This window comes from Vibrio sp. B7 (assembly GCF_963888765.1).
Classification (GTDB): domain Bacteria; phylum Pseudomonadota; class Gammaproteobacteria; order Enterobacterales; family Vibrionaceae; genus Vibrio; species Vibrio anguillarum.
Window position 1 is genome coordinate 89484 of the sequence record NZ_CAWPKR010000036.1, and the last position, 23437, is coordinate 112920.

The following is a 23437-nucleotide window of genomic DNA, read 5'->3' on the forward strand; positions in this document are numbered from 1 at the left end:
TGAAGTGAGTTGTTATTGCGCGTAAAACGCTAATTGTTTATTGAGGTAATCGTTAATGATTGAATGTGCTTGAGCAGGGGCGATCCCTTTGGGGTTTAATGCTCCGCGTAGCCAAATGCCATCAATCAGTGACGCGATACCATGAGCCACGAGGTTGACTTGTTCTGATGGGAGCAGCGGCTTGAGTTCAATCTTAAGATGAGAAAGTAAACGCTGTTCATTGACGTATTGCAGGCGATTTAACTGTGCGTCGTGCATGGAGTAAGCCCAAAACGCTAACCATGTTTTAACGACTTGGTTTTCCGCTTGGAACCCTTTGAAATTGCCGGTTACGATGGCATTAATGCGTTCGTAATGAGCCTCTTTTGGGAGTTGGTTTAAATGCTGAGTGATGGTGGTTGAAAGCTCACGTAAAACAACACGCATTGTCTCTTCCAATAATCCATGCTTGCCGCCAAAGTAGTGATTGATAATCCCTGTCGAGACCCCCGCTTCTTTGCTGATTAAAGCGATGCTTGCGCCATGTAATCCAACGCGCTCAATGACTGCCATTGTTGCGGCAACAAGTTGAGGTTTGCGTATGTCTGGCATCCCTACCTTTGGCATAATTCATCCTGATTATTTTATATTGAACGATTAGTTAAATATAAAATGCCATGATAATGCTTAGAGTTCAAATCTATTTTTGCGTAATAATCGCCATTGAATTTGCATGGTTAATAATAAATATTATTTTAATTCAATTGATTACAATTAATTTTCCATAATTGTTTAGTGTGAAAAATATTTGAAGTCACCGTGTTTTTTGTTCGGTGCTAGCTTCTATCGTTCATCGAAGAAATCTTTATTGCGGATGTATTTACTCATGAGGTGATAAGAGAAGGGGCGAACTAGCCAGCTCAATAAAGACCTGCCTAATCGAATGAACGTTGGTGTGTTTTCGTAAATACGCCCATTGTAAAGCCACAGCAATTTACCCACATGCCAATAGATTAAAGGAATGGGTGGCATAAAGGTGACGATGTCGAGGTCACAACAGATACGATAGGTTTTGTGACTAAGCGCGTAGCGTTGACGAAAACGCCAATTACCAATCGCGGGTTGGCCGAATGTCACAATGCGTTTGATGCATTTTGGGTATTTCTTTTCGATGTAGTCAGCAAAGATACACCCAATAGCCCCACCCGAAGAGTGACCAGTAATAGCAATGCGTTTGCCACTCTCGATCAGAGGAACAACGACGGCTTCCAGCCGTTGTAAAACCGATAAGCCGAGTTTATCTTCGTTGCGCGTTGGCAGGCTCTCTTGATGCAGGAGATGGTAAAAGCCCGCATGAATACGGTAATCCAATCCTAAGTGCTGACAACTGCGTGTCCACATTGCAAAGTTCAAAAGCCAATCACTGACACAGTGCGAACCTTTGATGACCACCACAGCCTCTTCTTGGTTTTTACTCCACAGCACTCGAATCATGATTTTACCAAACTGGTTACGGATGATGTGCTGACCGTTCGGGTCAAAACCGTAACGTGTCTGCCTAAACACTCTGGGATAAGCAAGGTTGCACAGCACGGCATAGCGTTCGTATTGATAGCGTTTAAGTGGTTTCACATGGCAGCTCTCGAAGATATTGAGCTAACGTAGCGATTGAATGTGAACACTTTATGAACGGTGCAGTTTAGGTTGGGGAGTATTGGTATCTAAATGATGTCAGCCATAAAGATGCGAAGGAAAGAATGTCAATAATTCCCTCCCCTTCAAGGGGAGGGGTAGGGTGGGGTGAACACCCCCTCCTAGCCTCCCCCTAAAAGGGGGAGGAACAACACTGTGATGATCTTCCACTCTAAAGCACAATAAGGCAGCGTGTTTACGTTGCGTATATAACTTCTGCCAAGTGCTTTGACAGAGGAAAACTGACAAATTTTGTTGTAAATGATCAAGTTTGATTAGAAGGGATCATACTATATTAATTATTTTCCTATACCTGTCGGCCCCTAGTATTTACGATAAGGTGTTTATTTCTCTCTGATATTCCTCTTTATGGCTACCTCTTTAGGGTAGTTTGAGTTTGTAATTGATTTACATCAGTAATTCATTTTCTTTCATAATTAAAAATCTCGCTCAATGAAACGTTACCATAATTAGGAACCCATATGAGCAGGATGAAGCTGGTTGTCATCGGTAATGGCATGGTTGGCCATCGCTATATCGAAGATTTGGTCGAAAAAATGGAGGCATCGGCTGTTGATGTCACGGTTTTTTGTGAGGAACCGCGTGTTGCCTACGATCGCGTCCATCTTTCTTCCTACTTTTCACACCATACCGCTGAAGAGCTTTCGCTTGTTAAGCCGGGTTTCTATCAAAAGCATGCGATTAATGTCTTGATGGGCGAGCGGGCGGTTAACATTAATCGCGAAAAGCGCGTGGTCTATTCAAATACTGGCCGTGAAGTGAGCTATGACAAATTAGTCTTGGCGACGGGCTCTTATCCCTTTGTACCGCCGATCAAAGGCAATGAAAGTAAAGACTGCTTTGTCTATCGCACCATTGAAGATCTAAAGGCCATCGAAACGTGCGCGAAAAAGAGCAAAAGCGGCGTAGTGATAGGCGGTGGTTTACTTGGCCTTGAAGCGGCTGGTGCGCTGAAAGCGTTGGGCGTACAAACCCATGTGATTGAGTTTGCTCCGGTATTAATGGCTGAGCAACTTGACTTGCAAGGCGGTTTACAACTGCGTAATAAAATTGAGCGGATGGGGGTGCAAGTTCACACTAGCAAAAATACGTTAGAGATCGTTGCTCAAGGCGAGACCGCTCGTAATACCATGAAGTTTGCCGACGGTTCGGATTTGGAAGTTGACTTCATCGTATTTTCCGCAGGGATACGTCCTCAGGACAAATTAGCTCGTGATATGGGTCTAGACATCGCGCCGCGTGGTGGCGTTGCCATTAACGATCACTGCCAAACATCCGATCCTGATATTTACGCGATTGGCGAATGTGCTTCTTGGAATCAAACTTTCTTCGGGCTGGTCGCTCCTGGTTACAAAATGGCAACGGTTGCGGTTGATCATCTTGTGGGTAATGAGAGCCAATTTAGTGGTGCAGACATGAGCGCCAAGCTCAAACTGCTGGGTGTGAAGGTGGGATCGATTGGTGATGCCAATGGACGAACTCCGGGTTGTAAAAGCTACGTCTATCAAAATGAAGAAGATGAAGTTTATAAGCGCATTATCGTTTCTGAAGATGGTAAAAAACTGCTTGGTGCAGTTTTAGTCGGCGACACGTCAGATTACGGCGATTTACTGCAACTCAAACTCAATGATATTGAGCTGCCCAAACACCCTGACACCTTGATTCTACCTGCGCATGCTGGCGCTGAAAAACCGGCATTAGGCGCGGATGCACTACCTGATACTGCGGTGATCTGCTCTTGTTTTGATGTGACTAAAGCGAAAATTGCCCAAGCCGTGGCCGATGGTCATCATACGCTCGGCGCGATTAAAGCGGTGACAGGGGCAGGAACAGGTTGTGGTGGTTGCGTGCCTTTAGTGACGTCGGTTCTGAATGCTGAATTGGCTAAATCGGGTGTGGAAGTCAAAAACGACATTTGTGAGCACTTTGCGTATTCACGCCAAGAGCTGTTCCATTTGATCCGCATTAACGGTATCAAACGTTTTGATGAGATGTTGGCAAAACATGGACGCGGTTATGGGTGCGAAGTCTGTAAGCCAACAATTGGTTCGATTCTGGCCTCGTGTTGGGGGGATCATGTGCTCTCGCCATCGCTGGTCAGTTTGCAAGACACCAATGATAACTTCTTGGGTAACATGCAAAAAGACGGTACTTATTCGGTGATCCCACGCATGGCGGGTGGTGAAGTCACACCACAAGCGCTTGCGGTGCTGGCGAATGTCGCTCAGGAATACAAACTTTACACCAAAGTGACGGGCGCGCAGCGCATTGGTCTGTTTGGTGCTCAAAAAGACGATTTACCTGAGATTTGGCGCAAACTGATTGATGCTGGATACGAGACAGGCCAAGCCTATGCCAAAGCTCTGCGCATGGCAAAAACGTGTGTCGGTAGTACGTGGTGTCGTTTTGGTGTGCAAGACAGCGTCGGTTTGGGTGTGCTGATTGAAAACCGCTACAAAGGTATCCGTACACCACACAAGATGAAGTTTGGTGTCTCAGGTTGCACCCGCGAATGTGCCGAAGCGCAAGGGAAAGATTTAGGCCTGATCGCGACCGATGCGGGTTGGAATATGTATGTCTGCGGTAATGGTGGTATGAAGCCTCGACATGCCGATCTGCTGGCCTCTGATTTAGATGAAGCAACACTACTGAAATACATCGACCGTTTCATGATGTTCTACATTCGCACAGCCGATAAATTACAACGCACCTCAGTGTGGCTAGACAACCTAGAAGGTGGCGTTGATTACCTGCGTGAAGTGATTGTCGACGATAAGTTGGGCATTAACGATCAACTCGAAGTAGATGTGGCAAAGCTTATTGCTGATTATCGCTGTGAATGGACAGAAACGCTTAATCATCCTGAGCAATTAACTCGTTTTACTCACTTCATTAATTCTGATTTACGCGATGAGAACGTCGTGTTCGTCAGCGCTCGTGAGCAGCACCGTCCTGCGACTTATAGCGAAAAACACCCAGAAGCGAAAGGCGATATATTCCACATTGCGCTTGCTGATTCAGCAATCTCTACCCCTGTTTTGGAGAAATAACTATGGCCAATAACACAGTATTTCAAGCCATCTGTGGCATTAATGACATTGTTCCCGGAACGGGTGTGTGTGCACTGGTGAATGGTGAGCAAGTGGCTCTCTTCCGTCCGACTGAGGCGCAAGAAGTGATGGCGATAAGCAATATGGATCCCTTTGCTCGAGCCAATGTGTTGTCACGCGGTTTTATTTGCCAACATCAAGAGCAGTTCTGGATAGCAAGCCCGCTTAAAAAGCAGCGTTTCAATCTCATAACAGGCCAATGTATGGAAGATGAACGCTTTAGCGTGAAAGCTTATGCCGTGCGAGTCACCGACGGTGTGGTCGAAGTCGCGGCTTAACAGCCGCTTTTGAGACGATGAGATTCAATAGCAAAAAGGTTCCTTGTTCATCAAGTTCTCTTGATTATGCATTGATGGTTGGGAGCCTTTATCTATTCAATTTCCCTTTTTAATTTTAACTTTGGTGACAATAAGGACCATTATGTCTTATGTAAAACCTGCCGATTTTGTGCAAACAATGATTGACGCTGGCGAAAGCAAAATCTTCATGTCAACGCGCGATACCCTGATTCGTGGCATTATGGCGGGGGCGATTCTTGCTATCGCCGTCGCTGTGGCCATTACTGCGGCTGTGCAAACCGGAGTGCCTATTGTTGGCGCTCTGGTCTTCCCTGTGGGGTTTTGTATTTTGAACCTAATGGGCTTTGATTTATTAACGGGTGTTTTTGCTTTAGCACCTTTAGCTTTGTTTGAAAAACGCGCCGGAGTAACCAAAGCGGGCGTTCTACGGAATTGGGGCTTGGTTGGGCTAGGTAACTTAATCGGTGCCGTTGCCGTCGCCTTTTTAGTGGCGCTAACCTTCACCATGAATTTCAGTATCGAGCCGAGCGCGGTTGGGCAAGCGTTTATCAAAGCGTCTACTGCTCGCACTCTTGGCTTTGCCGAACACGGTATTAATGGCTGGATCACCGTGTTTGTGAAAGGCATCTTGTGTAACTGGATGGTGTGTCTAGGTGTTGTCGGTGCTATGACATCAACTACTGTGAGCGGCAAAGTGGTCGCGATGTGGCTACCTATTTTTATTTTCTTCGGTTTGGTTTTTGAACACGCCGTAGTGAATATGTACCTGTTCCCACTTGGCATGATGTTGGGCGCTAAATTCACCATCGTCGATTGGTTAGTATGGAACCAAATTCCGGCCACATTGGGTAACTTAGTGGGCGGCTTGTTATTTACCGGGTTAAGTCTTTACATGACTCACGGTAAAACCTTGCCACAACGCAACCTTGGCTAACCATTGTTAAGTGAGGTTTAACCTCGCTTAATGACGATATCCTTTTGTCGATAAGGTAGAGAGTAATCATGGTAAGCAGTGTAACGAGTTGCGGTTTTGTCTCTTTAGTGGGCGCAGGGCCAGGCGATCCCGATCTACTGACGGTTAAGGGGCTACGCGTGATCAGCCAAGCGCAAGTGGTGGTGTATGATCGTTTAGTTTCGCAAGCGATTTTAGATCTGGCGCCAAGCAGCGCGGAGATGATCTACGTTGGCAAACAGTTGGATTTTCATTGTGTGCCGCAAGATCAGATCAACCAAATTCTGGTCGATAAAGCCAAAGAAGGTAAAAAAGTTGTCCGTTTGAAAGGCGGCGATTCCTTTATTTTTGGCCGAGGTGGTGAAGAGCTCGAAACGCTGGCTGAACATCATATCGCTTATGAAGTGGTTCCGGGGATCACGGCGGCGGCAGGCTGCACGGCTTACGCGGGGATTCCGCTGACGCACCGTGATCACGCACAAAGTGTGCAGTTCATTACGGGTCACTTACAAAAAGAAGGTAAAGCGATCAATTGGCGATGTTTAGCGCAAGACAATCAAACCTTGGTTTTTTATATGGGGTTAAAGCAGTGCCCGAATATCACACGAAACTTGTTGGATGCTGGCCTGAGCGCAGAAACACCTTGCGCGATTATCGAACGCGGCACTACAGATAAACAGAGAGTATTGACGGGCTCGCTTGACGATTTACCCCTTTTAGCGCAACAAGCACAAAGCCCAGCCTTGATTGTGCTCGGCAGTGTGACTCGCTTGCACGACAAATTGAAGTGGTTTGGCGTATACTAAGCGCAATTTGCAAAGCAGCGGCGAACAGGCCGCTGTTTTTGTTTCTATTTGAGAAGAGAGCTCATGGAAAAAGTTGCCATTCTTGTCGACGTTCAAAACGTCTATTACACCTGTAAAGAGAAGTACCGCCAGCATTTTGATTACAACCAATTTTGGTATGTAGCCACTCAAGGACGAGAGGTGATCAAAGCCAATGCCTATGCGATTGCTAGCCAAGATCCTAAGCAGCGCCAGTTCCACCATATTTTGCGCGGTATTGGTTTTGAGGTTCAGCTTAAGCCCTTCATTCAGCGTCGTGATGGCAGTGCAAAAGGGGATTGGGATGTCGGTATTACTCTCGATGCGATTGAGCTGGCAGAGCAAGCGGATGTGATTGTTCTGGTATCAGGAGATGGTGATTTCGAGCTATTGGTCGAACGGATTAAACAGCGTTTTAACAAAAAAGTAGAAGTGTACGGAGTACCAAGGCTGACGGCTCAAAGCCTTATTGATGTCGCCAGCCAGTTTGTTCCAATCGAGCAAGACTTACTGTTGTAGCTCACCTTCAGCAGGCACAATCTCACTATGTTGAGTATCTACCGTGCCGGTTGAAGCGGCTTGTTCAGCGTCTAATTTTTCACGTTCAGCTTTTGAAATATAACGAGGCTTATTGCTGCCGTGCAGCTTGGCATGCTTCTTTTTAAGATGCTTTTGCAGTGTTTGGTTAATTTTCTTTTTGCGGTTCATAGTCGTCTGCTCTTTGACACAAAGTCTGGGTACGTGAGGAACAAGGTGGCGCAGGATACTTGTTTTTATCTGCGATCTCAATGGGAGTTATTGGCAATGGAAAAAATGCATAGTGATCTTTTAACGGGAGAGCTGCTCAGTGAGTTTCGCACCGTAGAGGCGATGGTGAACATTTATTGTCAGCGCCATCATCGCTGTCAATCTGGCCTCTGTACGTGTTGCAAAACCTTGTTGGAATATGCGCAAGTACGTTTAGATCGCTGTCCTTATGGCCAACATAAACCCACCTGTAACCGTTGCCCAATTCATTGCTATAAGCCTGAGCCGAAAGAACAAATGAGATTGGTGATGCGTTACGCAGGGCCAAGAATGTTGCTCTCTCACCCTATATTGGCGATCCGCCATCTACTGCATGAAAAACGTGCACTACCAGAAAAACCAAAGGCGCATGCATCAAATCGCCATCAACGATTGAACCGTGCGCCTTGCGATAAAATATGATCCGCTTTGCTGCGACTTATTTCCCCGCCACCCACTGGCGTTTGGTTTTGAGGCTTGAAGCCAACATATAAATACAAGTCGCAAGTAAAGCAATAAAGAGATAACCCATTAAGCCTTGCGATCTTTGCATAAACCAATCAGCGATCACGGGGCCAACCACAGAGCCGATACTGTAGCTAAACAGCATAACTTGTGTCGCCGAGACAATGTAATTGGCATCGAGCTTATCACAACCTAAGTTGATGGCGATTGGGTACAGGGCAAACGTCGCCATGCCTAAAAAAAACAAGCTGGCAGCTAATATCATCATCGTTGAATCGAACAAGGTTATGGTAATCGCCGCAGAGCCAATCAAGCAAAACAGTGCCATTAATAGTGTTCGGCCCAAAAACTTTGATAGCCAAGGCACCATAGGTTGCACCGCCATGCCACCCAAAACTACAAGCGCCATTAAGCTGCCAATGTCGGTATGGCTGATACCGCGTTGTTCCAATTCAACAGGCATTAGACCGTAGATAGCCCCCAAAGTGAGCCCTGAAACTCCGCAACCGAGCAAGGCGGCATGGTTTAGTTTGAGTACCTGTTTCAGTGATAGGCTGACGGCATGCTGAGTTGACGGTTGGTCAGATTCGCCATAAATCAGCACCACACTGGCGATTAATAGCAAGGTAATGATGGCAATGAAAGGCACGCCGCCTGATACGCCTAAATAACCAATCCCTAATTGGCCCAATGCCGTGCCGCCGTAAAGCGCCGCCATATAAATACCAAGGCGTTTTGCTCGGCCTTTTTCATCACCATGCAATAGCCAAGACTCGACAACGACAAAGACACCAGCCACCGCAATACCAGCAACAAAACGTGCCACTAACCAAGCACTGGCATAGTGCAGAGCAGGTAAGGCAAAAATGGTTAACATGAGTAGCGCTAAGCACCATACAAAAGCGTTTCGGTGGCCAACTCGGTTGACAACAGGTTCAACGACTAATGCGCCGATCAATAAGCCAGCGTAAAAGACACTGGCAAGCCAGCTTGCCAATGAGCTCTCAAGCCCGTAGTGCGGCAACATCAATGGGATCAGGCTCATTAAATAGCCTGAGGCAATCGCATAAAGCGATAGCGCAATGACCGGAACGGAAATGCGAGGTGAAGACGCGTTCACAGTAATGTTGTCCATTGACTTTGCCTCAAAACCAGAATTGATGGGATATTTTGCGGCGAATATGGAGCTGATATTGAGAAAGGTAAAACGAAAAATTATGTTCTTAACGATTAATTTTATTAATCGAAAATAAAGCAAGAGAAATGAGCAGTAAAGTTGGCATAAATCGATAAAAAATGCCAACTTTATTATTGGTTATAATGATGGATTATTTCAATATGGCTTGGTTTAACCATTGATCAAATTGACTTTTTGGTAAAGCGCCATTGATCATATCGACTCGTTGACCATTTTTAAACACCATAATGGTTGGAATGCTGCGAATTTGAAATTTTGTGGCGAGGCTTTGTTCACTTTCAGTATCAATTTTTATAAAGCGAATGTTTCCTTTTCGTTCCGTCGCAGCATCACTGAATACCGGAGCAAAACCCACACACGGATTACACCAAGGTGCCCAGAAATCGACGACAACGGGTTGGCGACTATTAAGTAGTGCTTCGAAATTGGCTTCCGTTCCTTCAATGGGCGCTCCATCAAATAGGGGAGCTTGGCATTTACCGCAGTTTGGGCTTTCTGTCACTCGTTCTATCGGAACTCGGTTCATTGCGTGACACGAAGGACAACGAGTATTAAATGTTGACATGGTTTCCTCTCTTTATTTTTGTGTTTTGCTCCAGTCGCATTTAACGCACTAGACTTAACGTCAGAGCAAAAGCGCGTATACTGACTGACATCAAAAAGACCTTTTGAGTCTCATTTCTCTTCCATACAATGAGTTTTTAATTTTAGGTCTTTGGATTGCATTAGAAAATACAACAAAAACAGGTTAACAATGACAAAATTCTATGCCGAAATTACAGGTTGGGGTAAATGCCTACCACCTTCAACGCTCTCAAACCATGATCTTAGCACCTTTATTGAAACTTCCGATGAGTGGATTAAAACTCGCACCGGGATTGAACAGCGCCGCATTAGCCATGTGAATACCTCGGATTTAGCTACGGTGGCCGCCCAACACGCCATCGCTTGTGCTGGGATTGATGCAACTGAGATTGATCTCATCATCATCGCAACCTGTTCGCCAGATTCTCTTATCCCGAATATTGCCTCGAAAGTGCAACAGAATCTTGGGATTAAAAATGCAGCCGCTTTTGACTTAAATGCAGCCTGTACCGGTTTTGTTTATGGATTAGAAACAGCGACGCGTTTAATGCAAGCAAGCCATTACCGCCATGCGTTAGTGGTGGGTGCTGAGCGTCTCTCTTTTTACATTGATTGGACCAAACGTGATACCGCCGTGTTGTTTGGTGACGGTGCTGGCGCTGTTGTCTTGAGTAAAAGCGATAAAGTAGTGGGTTTGCAAGATGCACAAATCGGCTGTGATGCAGAAGGGCGTGATATTTTGGCGGTGCCTAAATTTGGCTCATCGATGGATCGTTTTGCCGCTGACAATGGGTATTGGGATTTTGATTTTGTTGGGAAAGAGATTTTTAAACGTGCGGTTCGAGGCATGGGCGCAGCGGCGCAAACTGTGCTGGCGCGTTCCGGTCTTTCAACCGAGCAAGTTGATGTGGTGATCCCGCATCAAGCGAATATTCGTATCATTCAAACCTTGTGTGACTTATCAGGTATTAGCCAAGATAAAGCATTCGTTAACATTCAACACTATGGTAATACGTCTGCCGCGACCGTACCTATTGCATTGTGTGAAGCGGTTGAACAAGGGAAAATCAAACCGAATGATAACCTGCTGGTGGCCGCTTTCGGGGCGGGCTTAACTTGGGGGGCTGGGCACATCAAATGGGGCGAGCGTGTTACCGCGATTAGCCGTAGCCAAGCGCAGTTACCAGAGTGTCAGTCCAGTGCGTTAGAATTATTGGCCAATGCAATTGAGCACTGCCAGCAGCGCCCGCTATCTAAATAACGTTTAGAAAACGAATGTTCACACAGTACAAGCAGTATGAGAACAGGCCACAATGTGGCCTGTTTTACTCTCAATGCTAGGTGTGTAAACTAGGCAATCGCCATGGCGAGCAGGCTAATTGGATGAATGGTTTCTAACGCGGTATTTTCTTCAATTTGCCATTTACAGGTTTCACAATCGGTAATCGCATAGTCAGCTTGCGATGTTTTGATTGCATCAAACAGGTGCGCGCCAATTTTCATTGAAACGTCATAGTTCTCTTCTTTAAAACCGTAGGTTCCCGCTAAGCCGCAGCATTCGCTGTCTAAGACCACTAACTCCAATCCTGGGATCATTTTTAATAATTCAATGGTAAAAATGACATTACCGCTGCGTTCAAGGTGGCAAGGGGTGTGGTAAACCACTTTCAAGTTAACGGGTTTCATTTTAGGCGCATTACCGCTCATGAACTCTTTGAGTAGAAAGCGCGTGACGTACTCGATTTGTTTGACCACCTTACTATTATCAACCCCTAAAACATGAGGATATTCTTGTTGTAAGGTAAATGAACATGTTGATGAGGTGGAGAGGAGCGTTGTTTGACGATCAACTACCGCGGCTTCGATATTTTTCACATTCAATAGCGCATTTTTACGTGCTTTATCGTGAAAACCATTGGCAATCAGCGGTACACCACAGCATTTCTCGTTATCCAGTAACCGTACGCCGATATTCATCGCATTCATCACAGAGACAAAATCTTTACCTAACTGCGGGTGGTTATAGTTAACGTAGCAGCCGTGGAAATAGGTCACTTGCCGGTTATACAGGGGTTGGCGTGTGCAGTTCTGCTTAAACCAACGACGAAACGTGCCGTGTGAATATTTGGGAAGTGATTTATGATCGTGCACACCAATGGTCTTGTGCATCAGTCTTTTTACCATCGGCATAGCCGTAGCAGCGTTCACTATCGGTGCAAATGGTGTGGCGATCGTGCCAAAAAGATCGGTATGGCTCAGCACGTAATCACGCACCAGCTTTGGACTCAGCGTTTTTTTACCATGTTTGCCACGCGCCACAGCAATGATATCGCCAATTTTTACTCCGGAAGGACAGGCGGTTTCACAACGTTTGCAGTTGGTGCAGAGCTTGAGTAGGTCGTCATAATACTCTGCGCTTTTAATCCTCAAGCGTTCGCCATCCGGTCCGCACTGTTTTGGCCCCGGATAGAGTGGGTTTGCTTTAGCAACCGGGCAATAAACGGTACAAACAGTGCATTTGATGCATTGATCAAAAGAGGTATTTTTGGGTGCGGCTTCAACAAAAGAGGTGCTCATGCTAATACCTCCTGAATGGCTGGTCGAGATTGAGTTTGAGCCATAATTTGAGAGGTAGCGTGGTAAGCGCTGGCAATAGCAACGCCTCCACCGCTGCCTTCAAAGACAGGATCATAACCCGCGAGCATCGAACCACAGCAGTATAAATTGGTAATGATATTACCTTGATGAGTTGGGTTCAGTGACGTGTTGGTCAGCACACCAAAGGTCATGAAAGGGTGAGAGTTTGCTGAGAAAAAGGCATGGTTTCGCCATAGAGCGCGATCATGACAGCTCTCCGTCTCTAATTGGAACACGGGTTCGCTAATACCGTGATGAGAAGCCTGTAAACCTTGGCTGAAATAGCTCCCTGTAGCCATCACGAAATGGTCAGCTTGAATCGGCATATCATTGAGATTTTGAGTATGAATGGCGGTCAAACGGTTACCATCAAATTCACCACTGATGACTTTATCGCCTTTTAAATGGGTACCACCCATGGTTAAAAAAGCTCGGCTGAGTGTCTCTTCAATGCGGATGCCCATTAATGATGGCGGCATGGTCGGGACTTCATGCAACTGCAAGTTGGTTTCCAATTTGAGTTTGTTCAGTAAGGTTAACCCATCACCATTGCCCATGATGGCAGGTAGGATCACTAGATCTTGCACAGTGGCATGACGGATCAGTTGATCACAAAAACTGCGCCATGCATGTGGTTGTTTGAGCAAACGAGCAATATCGATGGATCGCAGTTCGTTGGGATTATGGCGAAGTGCTTCGAAACCCGGAATCGTGATATTGATGATCTCACTTGGGATAGCCGAAAATGCAGGTAGAGCGCGTAAGTTATCTTGCAGCATGTGTGGTTGAAAATCTCGGTAACCATCGATGGCGAGCAGCACAATACGCTTGAAATCAGCATTTGCTTTATGTTGATAAACATAAGGTTGTGATAACCAAGTGGCTTTCAATGTCCCCATCGGAGTAATGCGATAGTGGTTACTGTTGTCCGCTTGGTGTGTCAGCGGCATGCCGCGCTGCTGCAGCGTTTTTTGAAACCACATTAACCCTTGCGAAATAGTGTCAGCGCCAATTTTACTGTAAGGGTGATTCGGGGCTTGTTGACGTAATGCTTCAATGGCGAGCAAAGGGGATTCAACCGCTTCGCCGCTAGGCAGTTTACCCAGAACATCGATGGAACCGGATGAAAAATGCAGAGCACTTTGGCCTTGACTGATCAGTGCAGTTTTTAGACCCGCTTGTAAGCAGCGAAGACCAGCACTGTAACCTGCAATTCCACCACCGATAATTGTGACGTCGTATTTCATCATAACGTCTCCTCACTTTCATTTTGCTTGTGTTGCGTTGGAATGTCATTGGCTCCGAACAAGCCTTCATAAATCCAGTAACTGAATTCAGCTTCGCGCAGTGCATCTCCCCAGAAAATCGGTTTAATGCCTTTCCAGCGCTCTTCTAAAAACTCAACCAACAGTTGGCTCGATTGGTTTCCCGAAACGTGACCATATTCTTGAAATAAGCTGGCGGCGCGATAGCTGCAAAGCTCTCCTTGGCATGGCCCCATACCTAAACGAGTGCGGCGACGTAAATCGACCAAGTTATTTACATCGAGTTGTTTAATTGCGTATTCAATTTCGCCCGCGGTCACCATTTCACATTCACAAATAACCGCTTGGCTCTTTGCATCATCAGATAAGAAATTTTGTGCGCGCTCACCATGGCGATAAAGAGCCGATTCATAGACGGGTTTGGCAATGCTGGCGGTTTTTTTGACCTGTTTTGGGGTTTCGTTGGAGCCGGGTAGGGCGCGAGTATGAGTTTCGCAAGGAGTATTGTTGCCCAGTTTTTTAGCGACTAAATCGGTCGCCCATTCTGCCATTAGGCGGTAAGTCATTAATTTACCGCCTGTAATCGTGGTGAGGCCTTTCAATCCATCGCGTTGTTCGTGGTCAAGTAATACGATGCCGCGACTGATGTTTCGGCCGCTGCCATCATCATTAATAGAGACCAATGGACGCACACCCGCATAAGCGCGTAATACACGAGTATTCGCCATGATGGGGGCCAGTTTCGCGCCTTCGGCCAGTAGTATATCAACCTCTTTTTCAGTCACGTGCAGGTTGTCAATTTGGTCGTAGTCAATGTGTTCAGAGGTAGTACCGATCAGTGAAATGGTATCACCAGGGACAAGAATATCGGCATCAGAAGGCTTGCGACAGCGGTTGATCACAAGGTTGTTGATACGATAATCAAGGATCAACAATGAGCCTTTCGCGGGGAACATTTTGATGTTGAGATCGGCGTATTCACAGATGTTTTGTCCCCATATTCCAGCTGCGTTAATCACTTCTTTGGCGAAAATCTCATATTGTTGATGAGTGTTGAGCTGTAAACAGCGCACGCCTAATACTGTGTCACCTTGGCGGATCAGCGACGTCACAATGGTTTTGTTCATGATCCGCGCACCATGCTCTTTGGCGTCTAGCACATTGGAAGCGCATAAACGAAAAGGATCGAGTGTGCCATCGGGTACTTTGATCGCGCCAACAAGGTTTGGGTTAACGTGAGGCTCTAAACGCAGTGCTTCTTTGGCAGAAAGCGGCTCGGTTGTGATCCCAGCTTGAGCGCACGCGTCGATAAACGTGCTCTGAAAAGCAAGATCGTCTTCAGGCAGAGTAATGAACAGGCCGTCGGTTTTCTCTACACAATGTCTAGCGATATTTTTTAAAATTTGATTCTCTTGGATGCACTCTTTGGCCGATTCAGGATCGGTAACTGCGTAACGTGCTCCTGAGTGTAATAAACCGTGATTTCGCCCGGTGGTACCAGAAGCAATATCATCCTTTTCTAGCAAAATACACGCAATGCCGCGCAGTGCGCAGTCGCGCATGATCCCAGTACCGGTTGCTCCGCCACCAATGATAACAACATCGGTTTCAAATCGTGTGGTTGTGGTCATGGTGAAACCTTATTCGATGAAAAACTTATATTTAGTGTGGCATTTTCAATAGAAAATGTTCGATATATTGCTCACAAAAGCGCGAATGAGCGAAATTGTGTTTCATTTTGGCGGTAATTTCATCTTTGTATGTTATTTCATATCAAAATGATGAACGGTTTAACAATTTAGGTTGGGTTAATTTAACAACTGGAGTGGATTTTAGAGAACAAATGCGCTTACGAGCTGATCCGATGACTTCATCATCATGCCTCTCTTGGCAGTATGAAATCATATCTCTATCCGTTATTGCACTTGATTATGTCGTTGTTTATAGAGACACCCTTAGTTTCCTATCATTTGTTAAGCTCTGCGTTAATGAGCAGAAGATCAAAATAATGAGTTAATTAACAAAAAACGATATTGCAAGTAACAAAATTGTGTTCGAACGCTCATAAATGCTGTTTTTTAATTTTCGTGGGAAGAAAAATGTGCAAAATTTGCCACACACAAACATTGTGTACACAAAAAATAAACAAGGACACTTACTATGACTCGAACAAAACAACATACTCTTCTCGGAGAGTGTATCGCGGAGTTTATCGGCACCGGATTGCTGATTTTTTTCGGTGTAGGCTGTGTTGCTGCCTTAGTTCTTACTGGCGCACAATTTGGTCAGTGGGAAATCAGCATCATGTGGGGCTTAGGTGTGGCAATTGCCATCTATTGCACTGCGGGTGTTTCTGGAGCTCACATTAATCCGGCGGTGACCATTGCACTGGCCGCCTTCCACGGCTTCAACAAAGCAAAAGTACTTCCCTATATTGCGGCGCAAATGCTCGGTGCATTCTGCTCTGCTGCTCTGGTTTACGGCTTGTACAGCAACCTTTTTACTGATTATGAAATCGCACACAATTTTGTACGCAGCAGTCAAGAAGCGTTAGCCACAGCGGGTATTTTTTCTACCTACCCTAATGCTTCATTATCATTTGTTGGTGCATTGGCGGTCGAATTTGTCATCACAGCAGTACTAATGTTCGCTATTTTGGCACTAGGTGATGAAAATAACGGCGCACATCGCAATGCAATGAACCCATTGCTGATTGGTATTCTGATTGCGGTTATCGGTGGTTCACTTGGCCCATTGACTGGTTTTGCGATGAACCCTGCACGTGATTTTGGCCCTAAATTGTTTGCCTACTTAGCTGGCTGGGACTACGCACTAACAGGTGCAAAAGATATCCCATACTTCATCGTACCTATCATTGCTCCTATTGCTGGTGCCTGTTTTGGGGCATGGGCTTACCCTAAATTTATTGGCGCGTACTTACCCACTGTCGGCGTAGGCTGCACCATTCCAAACCAGTGTGATGACGTAGAAGAAAGTGAGCAAGCTCACGTCTAAAATAACGATAACACTTCATAAAACGATTAACGTGAAAGATAAGGAAAAGACCATGACTGAGCAGAAATATATTGTTGCCCTTGACCAAGGAACAACAAGCTCACGTGCTGTAGTGTTAGATCATGATGCTAACATTGTCAGTGTTTCTCAGCGTGAATTTACCCAGATCTACCCTCAAGCTGGCTGGGTTGAACATGATCCACTGGAAATTTATGCGACGCAAAGTTCGACGCTAGTAGAAGCACTTGGCAAAGCTGGTATTCGCAGTGATGAAATTGCGGCGATTGGTATTACCAACCAACGTGAAACTACGGTGGTGTGGAACAAAGAAACGGGTAAACCAGTCTACAACGCGATTGTATGGCAATGTCGACGTACCGCATCCATTTGTGAAGAATTGAAAGCACGCCCAGGGCTAGAAGAGTACATTCGCGAGAATACAGGCCTAGTGCTTGACCCTTACTTCTCTGGCACCAAAATCAAATGGATTTTGGATAATGTCGAAGGGGCTCGTGAAGATGCCGAGGCTGGAAAACTGCTATTTGGTACAATTGACTCGTGGCTCGTTTGGAACATGACACAAGGCCGTGTTCACGTTACGGATTATACCAATGCCTCTCGCACTATGCTTTTCAATATCAACAACTTGCATTGGGATGAGAAAATCCTAAAAGAGTTTGATATTCCTTTGTCTATGATGCCTGAAGTGAAGAAATCTTCCGAAGTTTACGGCCAAACCAACATTGGTGGTAAAGGCGGGACACGTATTCCTATTGCTGGAATTGCGGGTGACCAGCAAGCTGCGCTTTATGGGCAGATGTGTGTTGAGGCGGGCCAAGCAAAAAATACTTACGGCACTGGTTGTTTCTTATTGATGAACACAGGTAAAGAGAAAGTCACCTCACATAATGGCTTGCTAACAACTCTAGCTTGTGGCCCTGCTGGTGAACCTTACTACGCGCTTGAAGGTGCAGTCTTTATGGGCGGTGCATCGATTCAATGGTTGCGTGATGAATTGAAACTGATTTCAGATGCGCATGACTCAGAATATTTCGCTACGAAAGTTGATACGGCCAACGGCGTTTATGTTGTGCCAGCGTTTACTGGTTTAGGCGCGCCGTATTGGGATGCTTATGCCCGTGGTACGATTGTTGGTTTAACGCGTGGCGTGAATTCGAACCATATTATTCGTGCGACCTTGGAAAGTGTCGCTTACCAAACACGTGATGTACTTGATGCAATGCAAGCTGATTCTGGCATCAAACTGTCAGCATTACGCGTAGACGGTGGCGCGGTAGCCAATAATTTCTTAATGCAATTCCAATCAGATGTGCTTGATACCGAAGTACACCGTCCTAAAGTGACGGAAGTGACCGCGCTAGGAGCAGCCTATTTAGCTGGTCTTGCGGTTGGCTTTTGGGGAAGCTTGGATGAGCTTGCTGATAAAGCCGTGATCGATAAAACATTCGTTCCTCATCAAGATGAAGAGAAGCGCGATCGTCGCTATAAAGGTTGGAAACGTGCGGTGAAATGTGCTCAAGCTTGGGCAACTATGCACGATGACGAAGAGTAATACTTAGCCTTATGGCCTCTATGTATCCCCCTGCTAGAGGCTTTTTGCTTGGCTATTTATGTTTTTGCTCTCTGATTTATCGATAAAAAATGCTCTGTCATCGTGGCAGAGCATTTTTTTACACGTCAATTTTTATTATTTTGGGTTTATCATGCAGCGCTTTTGGCGTCAGCCGTTTTTTTTTCTCGTTGCATCTTTGCTAAAAAGTAGATATTTACGCAGGCGATAAAACCGTTGGTGAGCACTACAGGCCATGAATCAATCATTAGTCCGTAAGCGGTAAACAGTGCACAACCAACAAAATTAAGAATACGCAGTTTAACGATATCTTTCATTGTCAGCGAGATTGCCACCATGATCGAAGCTGCATAGCCCAAAATTTCAACCACATTCATTTCCATAATTTGACCCTCTTAATATATGCCGAACGATGTCGGTACCAATCTTCTCGCCGTGAGATAAGTGAGGAAGCTCCGTGCCTCGAATGGTCATAATTGATTTACTGTGTATAAATATAACAATAGCTAATATGTGATAAAAGACTCAAAACTAGGTTCGGTGAAGGTTAGCGATTACGCAAACGTTTAATGTCTATCACATAAAATTTATCGCACTTTTTGTTGATAGAAATATTGATTTGTTTTGTGAATGTTTTGGCCATAAAAAAACCCGTCTTAAGACGGGTTTCGAAGATGGTCGGCATCAATTTTACTTTTTGCCTTGAGTCATTTGTTTATCTTTATCGGTCAGCTCGCGAATACGACGGCTAATATCACGGCGCTCTTTTGAAATTTCTGCGCTTTTGATGATGTGATCATCGACGCGATCTTCGTAATCGGCTTTCATGTTATTGATGATCGCCATGACTTCTTCGTGGGTCATATCCGGTTTCATGTAATCGAGTAAGTTTTCAAGCAATTCAACTCTTTTACGGTTATCACGAACTTTTTTCTCGTTATCTAGCAGTTCACGTTTCAGTTTATTTTTACGGCGAGCTTGGTTAACAATTTCAAATACGATACTCATAGGTTCCTTTTCCCAACTTGAATGTCAATGCCATTGATTAAATCATATCGAGCTGATTCATAACAGCCTTTAGATCAATCCTGACTCACTCTTGATTAAGAAATAATCACTCTAGTCATGAGTGATTGTATTGGTACGGATAGGCGCTATATCATGTACCTTTCAAATCGCTATCTTATGGTATTTAGAGATGCAACTTTCAGAAATTTTAGTACCTAAAAGAAAGGATGTACCTGCAAACGCTGAACTGCATCACAGTGTTAAATTGCGTGAAGCTTATATTAGCGAACGTGAGAAGCTGGAGATGACCGAGTTAGAGTTAAACCGTGCAAAGATTGTGATGATTGATAGCAATGGGAAAATCATCCGAATTTCACTGTTGTTAGAACACTAATGCAACATCGATTGTGGCCTCGATTAGGAAACTCCGCTTAGAAAAAAGGAAATTATAATGAACATTGAGCTCTCTCCCCTAGAAGCACGAATTATTGGCTGCTTAATTGAAAAAGAAGTGACCACGCCTGATTACTACCCATTAACGCTCAACAGCTTGACCACCGCATGTAACCAAAAAAGTAACCGTGAGCCAGTGCTGTCATTAACCGAAGCTGAGGTTCAAGATGCCGCTGAGGGCTTGATCGCTCGTCACCTGATGAGTGATGAAAGTGGTTTTAATAGCCGAGTGAGCAAATATCAGCACCGTTTCTGCAACACCGAATTTGGCGATTTAAAGCTGTCAAATCAAGAGCTTGGTTTGGTGTGCTGCATGCTGCTGCGTGGGCCACAAACGCCGGGAGAGTTGCGTACTCGCACTAACCGATTATGCAGTTTTACCGATGTAAAAGAAGTCGAAACTATTCTAGACGGTTTAGCCAACCGTGAATCAGGCCCGCTGGTGGTGAAGCTGCCGCGTGAACCGGGTAAGCGAGAGTCGCGTTATCAACATCTCTTTTCTGGAGAGGTTGACGTTGAAAGTTTAGAGCAAACCTTTGCTCATGCTCCGGAAGGTGGGGCGACTGCTCGTATTGATCAGCTTGAACATGAGGTTCACGCACTAAAAAATGAAGTCGCCGAGTTACGCGCTTTGGTGGAAAGCTTACTGTAAGTGAATAAGGTTCCCCACAAAGATAGCCCGGACTGGTGGGTTTATTTGGTTCGAACCCGCCATCAAGCACTGTATTGCGGTATTACAACGGATGTTGAACGACGCTTTGTACAACACCAAACAGGGAAGGGTGCAAAAGCGTTACGAGGTAAAGGACCGTTGTTATTGGTTTGGTCTCAACGTGTAGAAGGCGGTAAAAGCCTCGCTTTAAAAACTGAGCTAGCGATTAAAAAACTGACCAAATTGCAAAAAGAACAGTTGGTGGCAGGGCAAGAGAATGTTCATTTCTCTGTTAGTGGTATGGATGATTTTAGTGACGATTAGGTTTGGTCAGCGGCATTATTCGCCAATTTCATGTGCAATGTAAAAAATTGTATTAACCTTGTTTAGGGAATAATAACAACAAGGTTGGTTGCAATATGGACAGTTACAACAAATGGTCAGTGGTATCGTTGCTATTGTTGGCTTGTGCTTCTGCACAAGCGGCGAACACGATAGCTGACGCACGTGGTAATGGAATGGGGAATACTGGCGTAACAACGGCCGATTATCTGCTAGCCCCATTCTATAATCCTGCTTTGGTGGCCGTGTATCGGAATAATGACACGTTTGGCGTGCTTTTCCCTGCGATAGGTGGTGCGGCTAGAGACCCAGACAAAAGCCTAAAATCCATTGATGACCTTCAAGATAGCATCAAAGCGTTTGAAAATTCCGGTACACCCAGTCAAAGTGATATTGATAAACTCAATCAGTATTTAGACCAGCTTGCCGATGACAAGCCTCTTGCTGCATCGGCGGGCATTGGTATGGCGATAGCAATTCCTCTCGATCTAGTTTCACTTAATATTTTTGCGCGTGGGTACGCGGAGGTGATTGCGCGTTCTGATATTGCGGCAAATACAGGCAGTAGCGGCACCGACGTTGAGAATCGTTATAAAAATTCAACCGTTGATCTGATTGCATTTGGTTACTCAGAATTTGGCCTAGCACTGGCCAAAATATACAACATTCGTGGCCAACAATTTTCATTTGGCATTACGCCTAAAATTCAACAATTAAGAACCTATAAGCAAAATGTTTCGGTAAAAGAATTCGATCTTGCTGATTATGACAAAAGCGAAACGAACGATAATGCCTTCAATCTTGATTTAGGGGCTGTATGGTTAATTAACGATTTTCGAGTGGGTGTTGCGGTAAAGGATCTTTTTGCTCAAGAATTAAAAACCATTGATGGTTTAAGCTCATATGATTTGGATACGCAAGTCACAATCTCGGGTGGATATGTCACTGAGTTTTTCACTGCTGCAATCGATTTAGATGCAACAAAGCAGAGTCGTTTCCAAGACCAAAAAGATGATACACAATACCTACGCTTTGGCTTAGAAGGTAATGCTTGGGGATGGGCACAGCTTCGTGCGGGTTATGAAATCGATTTAGAAGACACTTTGGACAACGCCGTGACGTTTGGCATTGGCATCAGCCCCGGAGATCTTGTCAGTTTCGATCTTGCAGGAAACTATGCTGGAGATAATCAATTTGGCATTTCTGGAAATTTAGCTTTCACCTTTTAAGTATAGGAAAGCATTCTGATACTTTTGTTTAGTAAATGAGCGGTTATGAGTGCAAGTCAGCTTTTTTAGTGGTTTGCACTATCATTTATGAGGAACATACTTAATAATCAAGATGATATACGGGCTACTTGTTTGATCCTTCATTGGGTAGTCCGAGAATATGATGAGTGCGAAATCAGCCATTGTGTGTCATTAAATCCAGAAGTTAGTGTAATGAGAATGCCATGAGAAAAATCCTGCTCCTTTCATTTGTGTTCAGTGTCAGTTTGGCAGCCTCCACTCAGGCTGCAGCGCAAGTTTTAAATGGCTATTGGCGATATCAAGAGTTTTTAGATCTTAATCCTGCGCAACAGGCTCTTACCGACCAGATGATACAGGCAGTGCGTCAACCTCCCGCTGTACTCTCAATAGAGCAAGATAAACCTATTCATATTTCTGTTGTTTATCCAGGTCAACAAGTTTCCGATTATTGGGCGCGCAATATCAAAGCCTTTGAGATGCGTTTAGACGAACTTGGGATTAGATACCAAATTAACCAAGTCTTCACTCGTCCGAATGTCGATATTCGCCAACAAAGTTTATCGTTGATGGAAGCGATCAGAAACAAATCCGATTACTTGGTGTTTACGCTTGATACCATCCGCCACCGTAAATTTATCGAGCAGTTGTTAAGTTCAAATCAAACCAAAATTATTCTGCAAAATATCACTACGCCAGTAAAAAGTTGGGGGGATCGCCAGCCTTTTATGTACGTGGGGTTTGATCATGAAATTGGCACAATGAAACTGGTGGATTACTACAAAAAGTCGGCGCCAAAGAATAGTGCTTATTCCGTACTCTATTATTCTGAAGGCTATGTTAGCGATGCACGCGGCGATAGTTTTATCCAAGAAATGAGTCGAGACCGCAAATATCACTTGGCCTCTTCGTTTTATACAAAAGCGACACGAGATAGTGCATTTGATGCAACTTTGCGTATTCTTAAACAAACACCAGATATTAATTTTATTTACGCATGCTCTACTGATGTTGCTCTCGGTGCCATGGATGCGTTGCAGCAGCAAAATAGAGAAGATATTACGTTAAACGGCTGGGGCGGTGGTGAGGCTGAATTGGACGCGCTGCAAAATAGCACACTTGATGTGACTATCATGCGTGTCAATGATGATGCCGGTGTTGCTATGGCGGAAGCCATTAAGTGGGATCTTGAAGGAAAGCCGGTACCTACGGTTTACTCAGGTGATTTTGAGTTGGTAACCAAAGAGGTCTCTTCAGCGGATATTGAAAAGCTCAAAAAACGAGCATTTCGTTACTCTGACCATTGATATATCGAG

The 23437-nt window shown here is 45.0% G+C and carries 24 protein-coding genes; 14 read left to right on the forward strand and 10 right to left on the reverse strand.

Translation table 11 applies throughout. The annotated features are described in order from the left end of the window. Positions 1–12: 12 nt before the first annotated feature. Positions 13–606, reverse strand: a complete 594-nt coding sequence (gene betI / locus AACV32_RS12775) for a transcriptional regulator BetI (protein WP_170895213.1) — start codon at positions 604–606, stop codon at positions 13–15. A gap of 216 nt (positions 607–822) precedes the next feature. Beyond that, entirely contained in the window at positions 823–1611 is a 789-nt protein-coding gene (locus AACV32_RS12780; RefSeq protein WP_017048783.1) for a lipase family protein, read from the reverse strand. 542 nt (positions 1612–2153) lie between these two features. Here AACV32_RS12780 and nirB point away from each other — a divergent pair. The 5 genes from nirB to AACV32_RS12805 all read left to right on the forward strand — a co-directional run bounded on the left by nirB (position 2154) and on the right by AACV32_RS12805 (position 7396). Further along, positions 2154–4742 carry a nitrite reductase large subunit NirB gene (gene nirB / locus AACV32_RS12785; protein WP_170895214.1) on the forward strand — a complete coding sequence of 863 codons (2589 nt, stop codon included), beginning with the start codon at positions 2154–2156 and terminating at the stop codon, positions 4740–4742. Positions 4743–4744: 2 nt separating this feature from the next. Then, positions 4745–5080: a nitrite reductase small subunit NirD gene (gene nirD, locus AACV32_RS12790; RefSeq protein ID WP_094130364.1), complete on the forward strand. Its 336-nt coding sequence runs from the start codon at positions 4745–4747 to the stop codon at positions 5078–5080. Positions 5081–5222: 142 nt separating this feature from the next. Beyond that, positions 5223–6035, forward strand: a complete 813-nt coding sequence (locus AACV32_RS12795; protein WP_029189754.1) for a formate/nitrite transporter family protein — start codon at positions 5223–5225, stop codon at positions 6033–6035. A 68-nt stretch (positions 6036–6103) separates the two neighbouring features. Continuing rightward, complete coding sequence (gene cobA / locus AACV32_RS12800; protein WP_170895215.1) at positions 6104–6859, forward strand: uroporphyrinogen-III C-methyltransferase; 756 nt, start codon at positions 6104–6106, stop codon at positions 6857–6859. A 63-nt stretch (positions 6860–6922) separates the two neighbouring features. Continuing rightward, entirely contained in the window at positions 6923–7396 is a 474-nt protein-coding gene (locus AACV32_RS12805) for a LabA-like NYN domain-containing protein (RefSeq protein WP_010319683.1), read from the forward strand. Here the strand turns inward: AACV32_RS12805 and AACV32_RS12810 are convergent. Beyond that, complete coding sequence (locus AACV32_RS12810; protein ID WP_064626251.1) at positions 7385–7585, reverse strand: DUF2986 domain-containing protein; 201 nt, start codon at positions 7583–7585, stop codon at positions 7385–7387. The genes AACV32_RS12805 and AACV32_RS12810 overlap by 12 nt on opposite strands. A gap of 96 nt (positions 7586–7681) precedes the next feature. On the opposite strand from AACV32_RS12810, the gene AACV32_RS12815 reads away from it, so the two are divergent. Then, the gene (locus AACV32_RS12815; RefSeq protein WP_202599014.1) at positions 7682–8086 is read left to right on the forward strand and encodes a nitrous oxide-stimulated promoter family protein; all 405 of its coding nucleotides are present in this window, start codon (positions 7682–7684) and stop codon (positions 8084–8086) included. Positions 8087–8102: 16 nt separating this feature from the next. Here the strand turns inward: AACV32_RS12815 and AACV32_RS12820 are convergent, their stop codons facing one another. Together AACV32_RS12820 and trxC are read right to left on the reverse strand one after the other, a co-directional pair. Further along, complete coding sequence (locus AACV32_RS12820) at positions 8103–9263, reverse strand: MFS transporter (RefSeq protein ID WP_047689642.1); 1161 nt, start codon at positions 9261–9263, stop codon at positions 8103–8105. A gap of 193 nt (positions 9264–9456) precedes the next feature. Continuing rightward, positions 9457–9891, reverse strand: coding sequence for a thioredoxin TrxC (gene trxC, locus AACV32_RS12825; protein ID WP_017043322.1), 435 nt, complete (start codon positions 9889–9891; stop codon positions 9457–9459). A 189-nt stretch (positions 9892–10080) separates the two neighbouring features. On the opposite strand from trxC, the gene AACV32_RS12830 reads away from it, so the two are divergent. Continuing rightward, a complete protein-coding gene (locus AACV32_RS12830; protein ID WP_170895216.1) occupies positions 10081–11172 on the forward strand; it encodes a ketoacyl-ACP synthase III in 1092 nt (363 codons plus the stop codon). 89 nt (positions 11173–11261) lie between these two features. Here AACV32_RS12830 and glpC read toward each other — a convergent pair whose 3' ends face one another. Genes glpC through glpA form a run of 3 tightly spaced genes read right to left on the reverse strand, consistent with a single transcriptional unit; the run spans position 11262 to position 15444 of the window. After that, positions 11262–12488: an anaerobic glycerol-3-phosphate dehydrogenase subunit GlpC gene (gene glpC, locus AACV32_RS12835; protein ID WP_094130348.1), complete on the reverse strand. Its 1227-nt coding sequence runs from the start codon at positions 12486–12488 to the stop codon at positions 11262–11264. After that, positions 12485–13798, reverse strand: a complete 1314-nt coding sequence (gene glpB / locus AACV32_RS12840) for a glycerol-3-phosphate dehydrogenase subunit GlpB (protein WP_017046392.1) — start codon at positions 13796–13798, stop codon at positions 12485–12487. Before glpB ends, glpC begins: the two co-directional genes overlap by 4 nt. After that, on the reverse strand, positions 13795–15444 hold the full coding sequence (gene glpA, locus AACV32_RS12845) for an anaerobic glycerol-3-phosphate dehydrogenase subunit A (protein ID WP_017046393.1): 1650 nt from the start codon (positions 15442–15444) through the stop codon (positions 13795–13797). Before glpA ends, glpB begins: the two co-directional genes overlap by 4 nt. A gap of 529 nt (positions 15445–15973) precedes the next feature. Between glpA and AACV32_RS12850 the strand changes: the two genes are divergently transcribed. After that, complete coding sequence (locus tag AACV32_RS12850) at positions 15974–16828, forward strand: MIP/aquaporin family protein (protein ID WP_010319894.1); 855 nt, start codon at positions 15974–15976, stop codon at positions 16826–16828. A 52-nt stretch (positions 16829–16880) separates the two neighbouring features. Continuing rightward, positions 16881–18401 (forward strand): glycerol kinase GlpK, encoded by a 1521-nt coding sequence (glpK, locus tag AACV32_RS12855; protein ID WP_026027877.1) that lies wholly within the window; start codon positions 16881–16883, stop codon positions 18399–18401. 149 nt (positions 18402–18550) lie between these two features. Here the strand turns inward: glpK and AACV32_RS12860 are convergent, their stop codons facing one another. Both AACV32_RS12860 and AACV32_RS12865 read right to left on the reverse strand, forming a co-directional pair. Further along, on the reverse strand, positions 18551–18802 hold the full coding sequence (locus AACV32_RS12860) for a YgjV family protein (protein ID WP_013867916.1): 252 nt from the start codon (positions 18800–18802) through the stop codon (positions 18551–18553). 307 nt (positions 18803–19109) lie between these two features. Continuing rightward, the gene (locus tag AACV32_RS12865) at positions 19110–19427 is read right to left on the reverse strand and encodes a DUF496 family protein (RefSeq protein WP_010319897.1); all 318 of its coding nucleotides are present in this window, start codon (positions 19425–19427) and stop codon (positions 19110–19112) included. Between the two features lie 190 nt (positions 19428–19617). Here AACV32_RS12865 and AACV32_RS12870 point away from each other — a divergent pair, with 190 nt between their 5' ends. The 5 genes from AACV32_RS12870 to AACV32_RS12890 all read left to right on the forward strand — a co-directional run bounded on the left by AACV32_RS12870 (position 19618) and on the right by AACV32_RS12890 (position 23428). Continuing rightward, positions 19618–19821: a hypothetical protein gene (locus tag AACV32_RS12870; protein ID WP_026028336.1), complete on the forward strand. Its 204-nt coding sequence runs from the start codon at positions 19618–19620 to the stop codon at positions 19819–19821. A gap of 57 nt (positions 19822–19878) precedes the next feature. After that, positions 19879–20532: a YceH family protein gene (locus tag AACV32_RS12875; RefSeq protein WP_088733427.1), complete on the forward strand. Its 654-nt coding sequence runs from the start codon at positions 19879–19881 to the stop codon at positions 20530–20532. Beyond that, complete coding sequence (locus tag AACV32_RS12880; RefSeq protein ID WP_170895217.1) at positions 20533–20856, forward strand: GIY-YIG nuclease family protein; 324 nt, start codon at positions 20533–20535, stop codon at positions 20854–20856. 95 nt (positions 20857–20951) lie between these two features. Next, positions 20952–22103 carry a conjugal transfer protein TraF gene (locus tag AACV32_RS12885; RefSeq protein ID WP_170895218.1) on the forward strand — a complete coding sequence of 384 codons (1152 nt, stop codon included), beginning with the start codon at positions 20952–20954 and terminating at the stop codon, positions 22101–22103. A gap of 224 nt (positions 22104–22327) precedes the next feature. After that, positions 22328–23428, forward strand: a complete 1101-nt coding sequence (locus AACV32_RS12890) for an autoinducer 2-binding periplasmic protein LuxP (RefSeq protein WP_170895219.1) — start codon at positions 22328–22330, stop codon at positions 23426–23428. Positions 23429–23437: the final 9 nt, after the last annotated feature.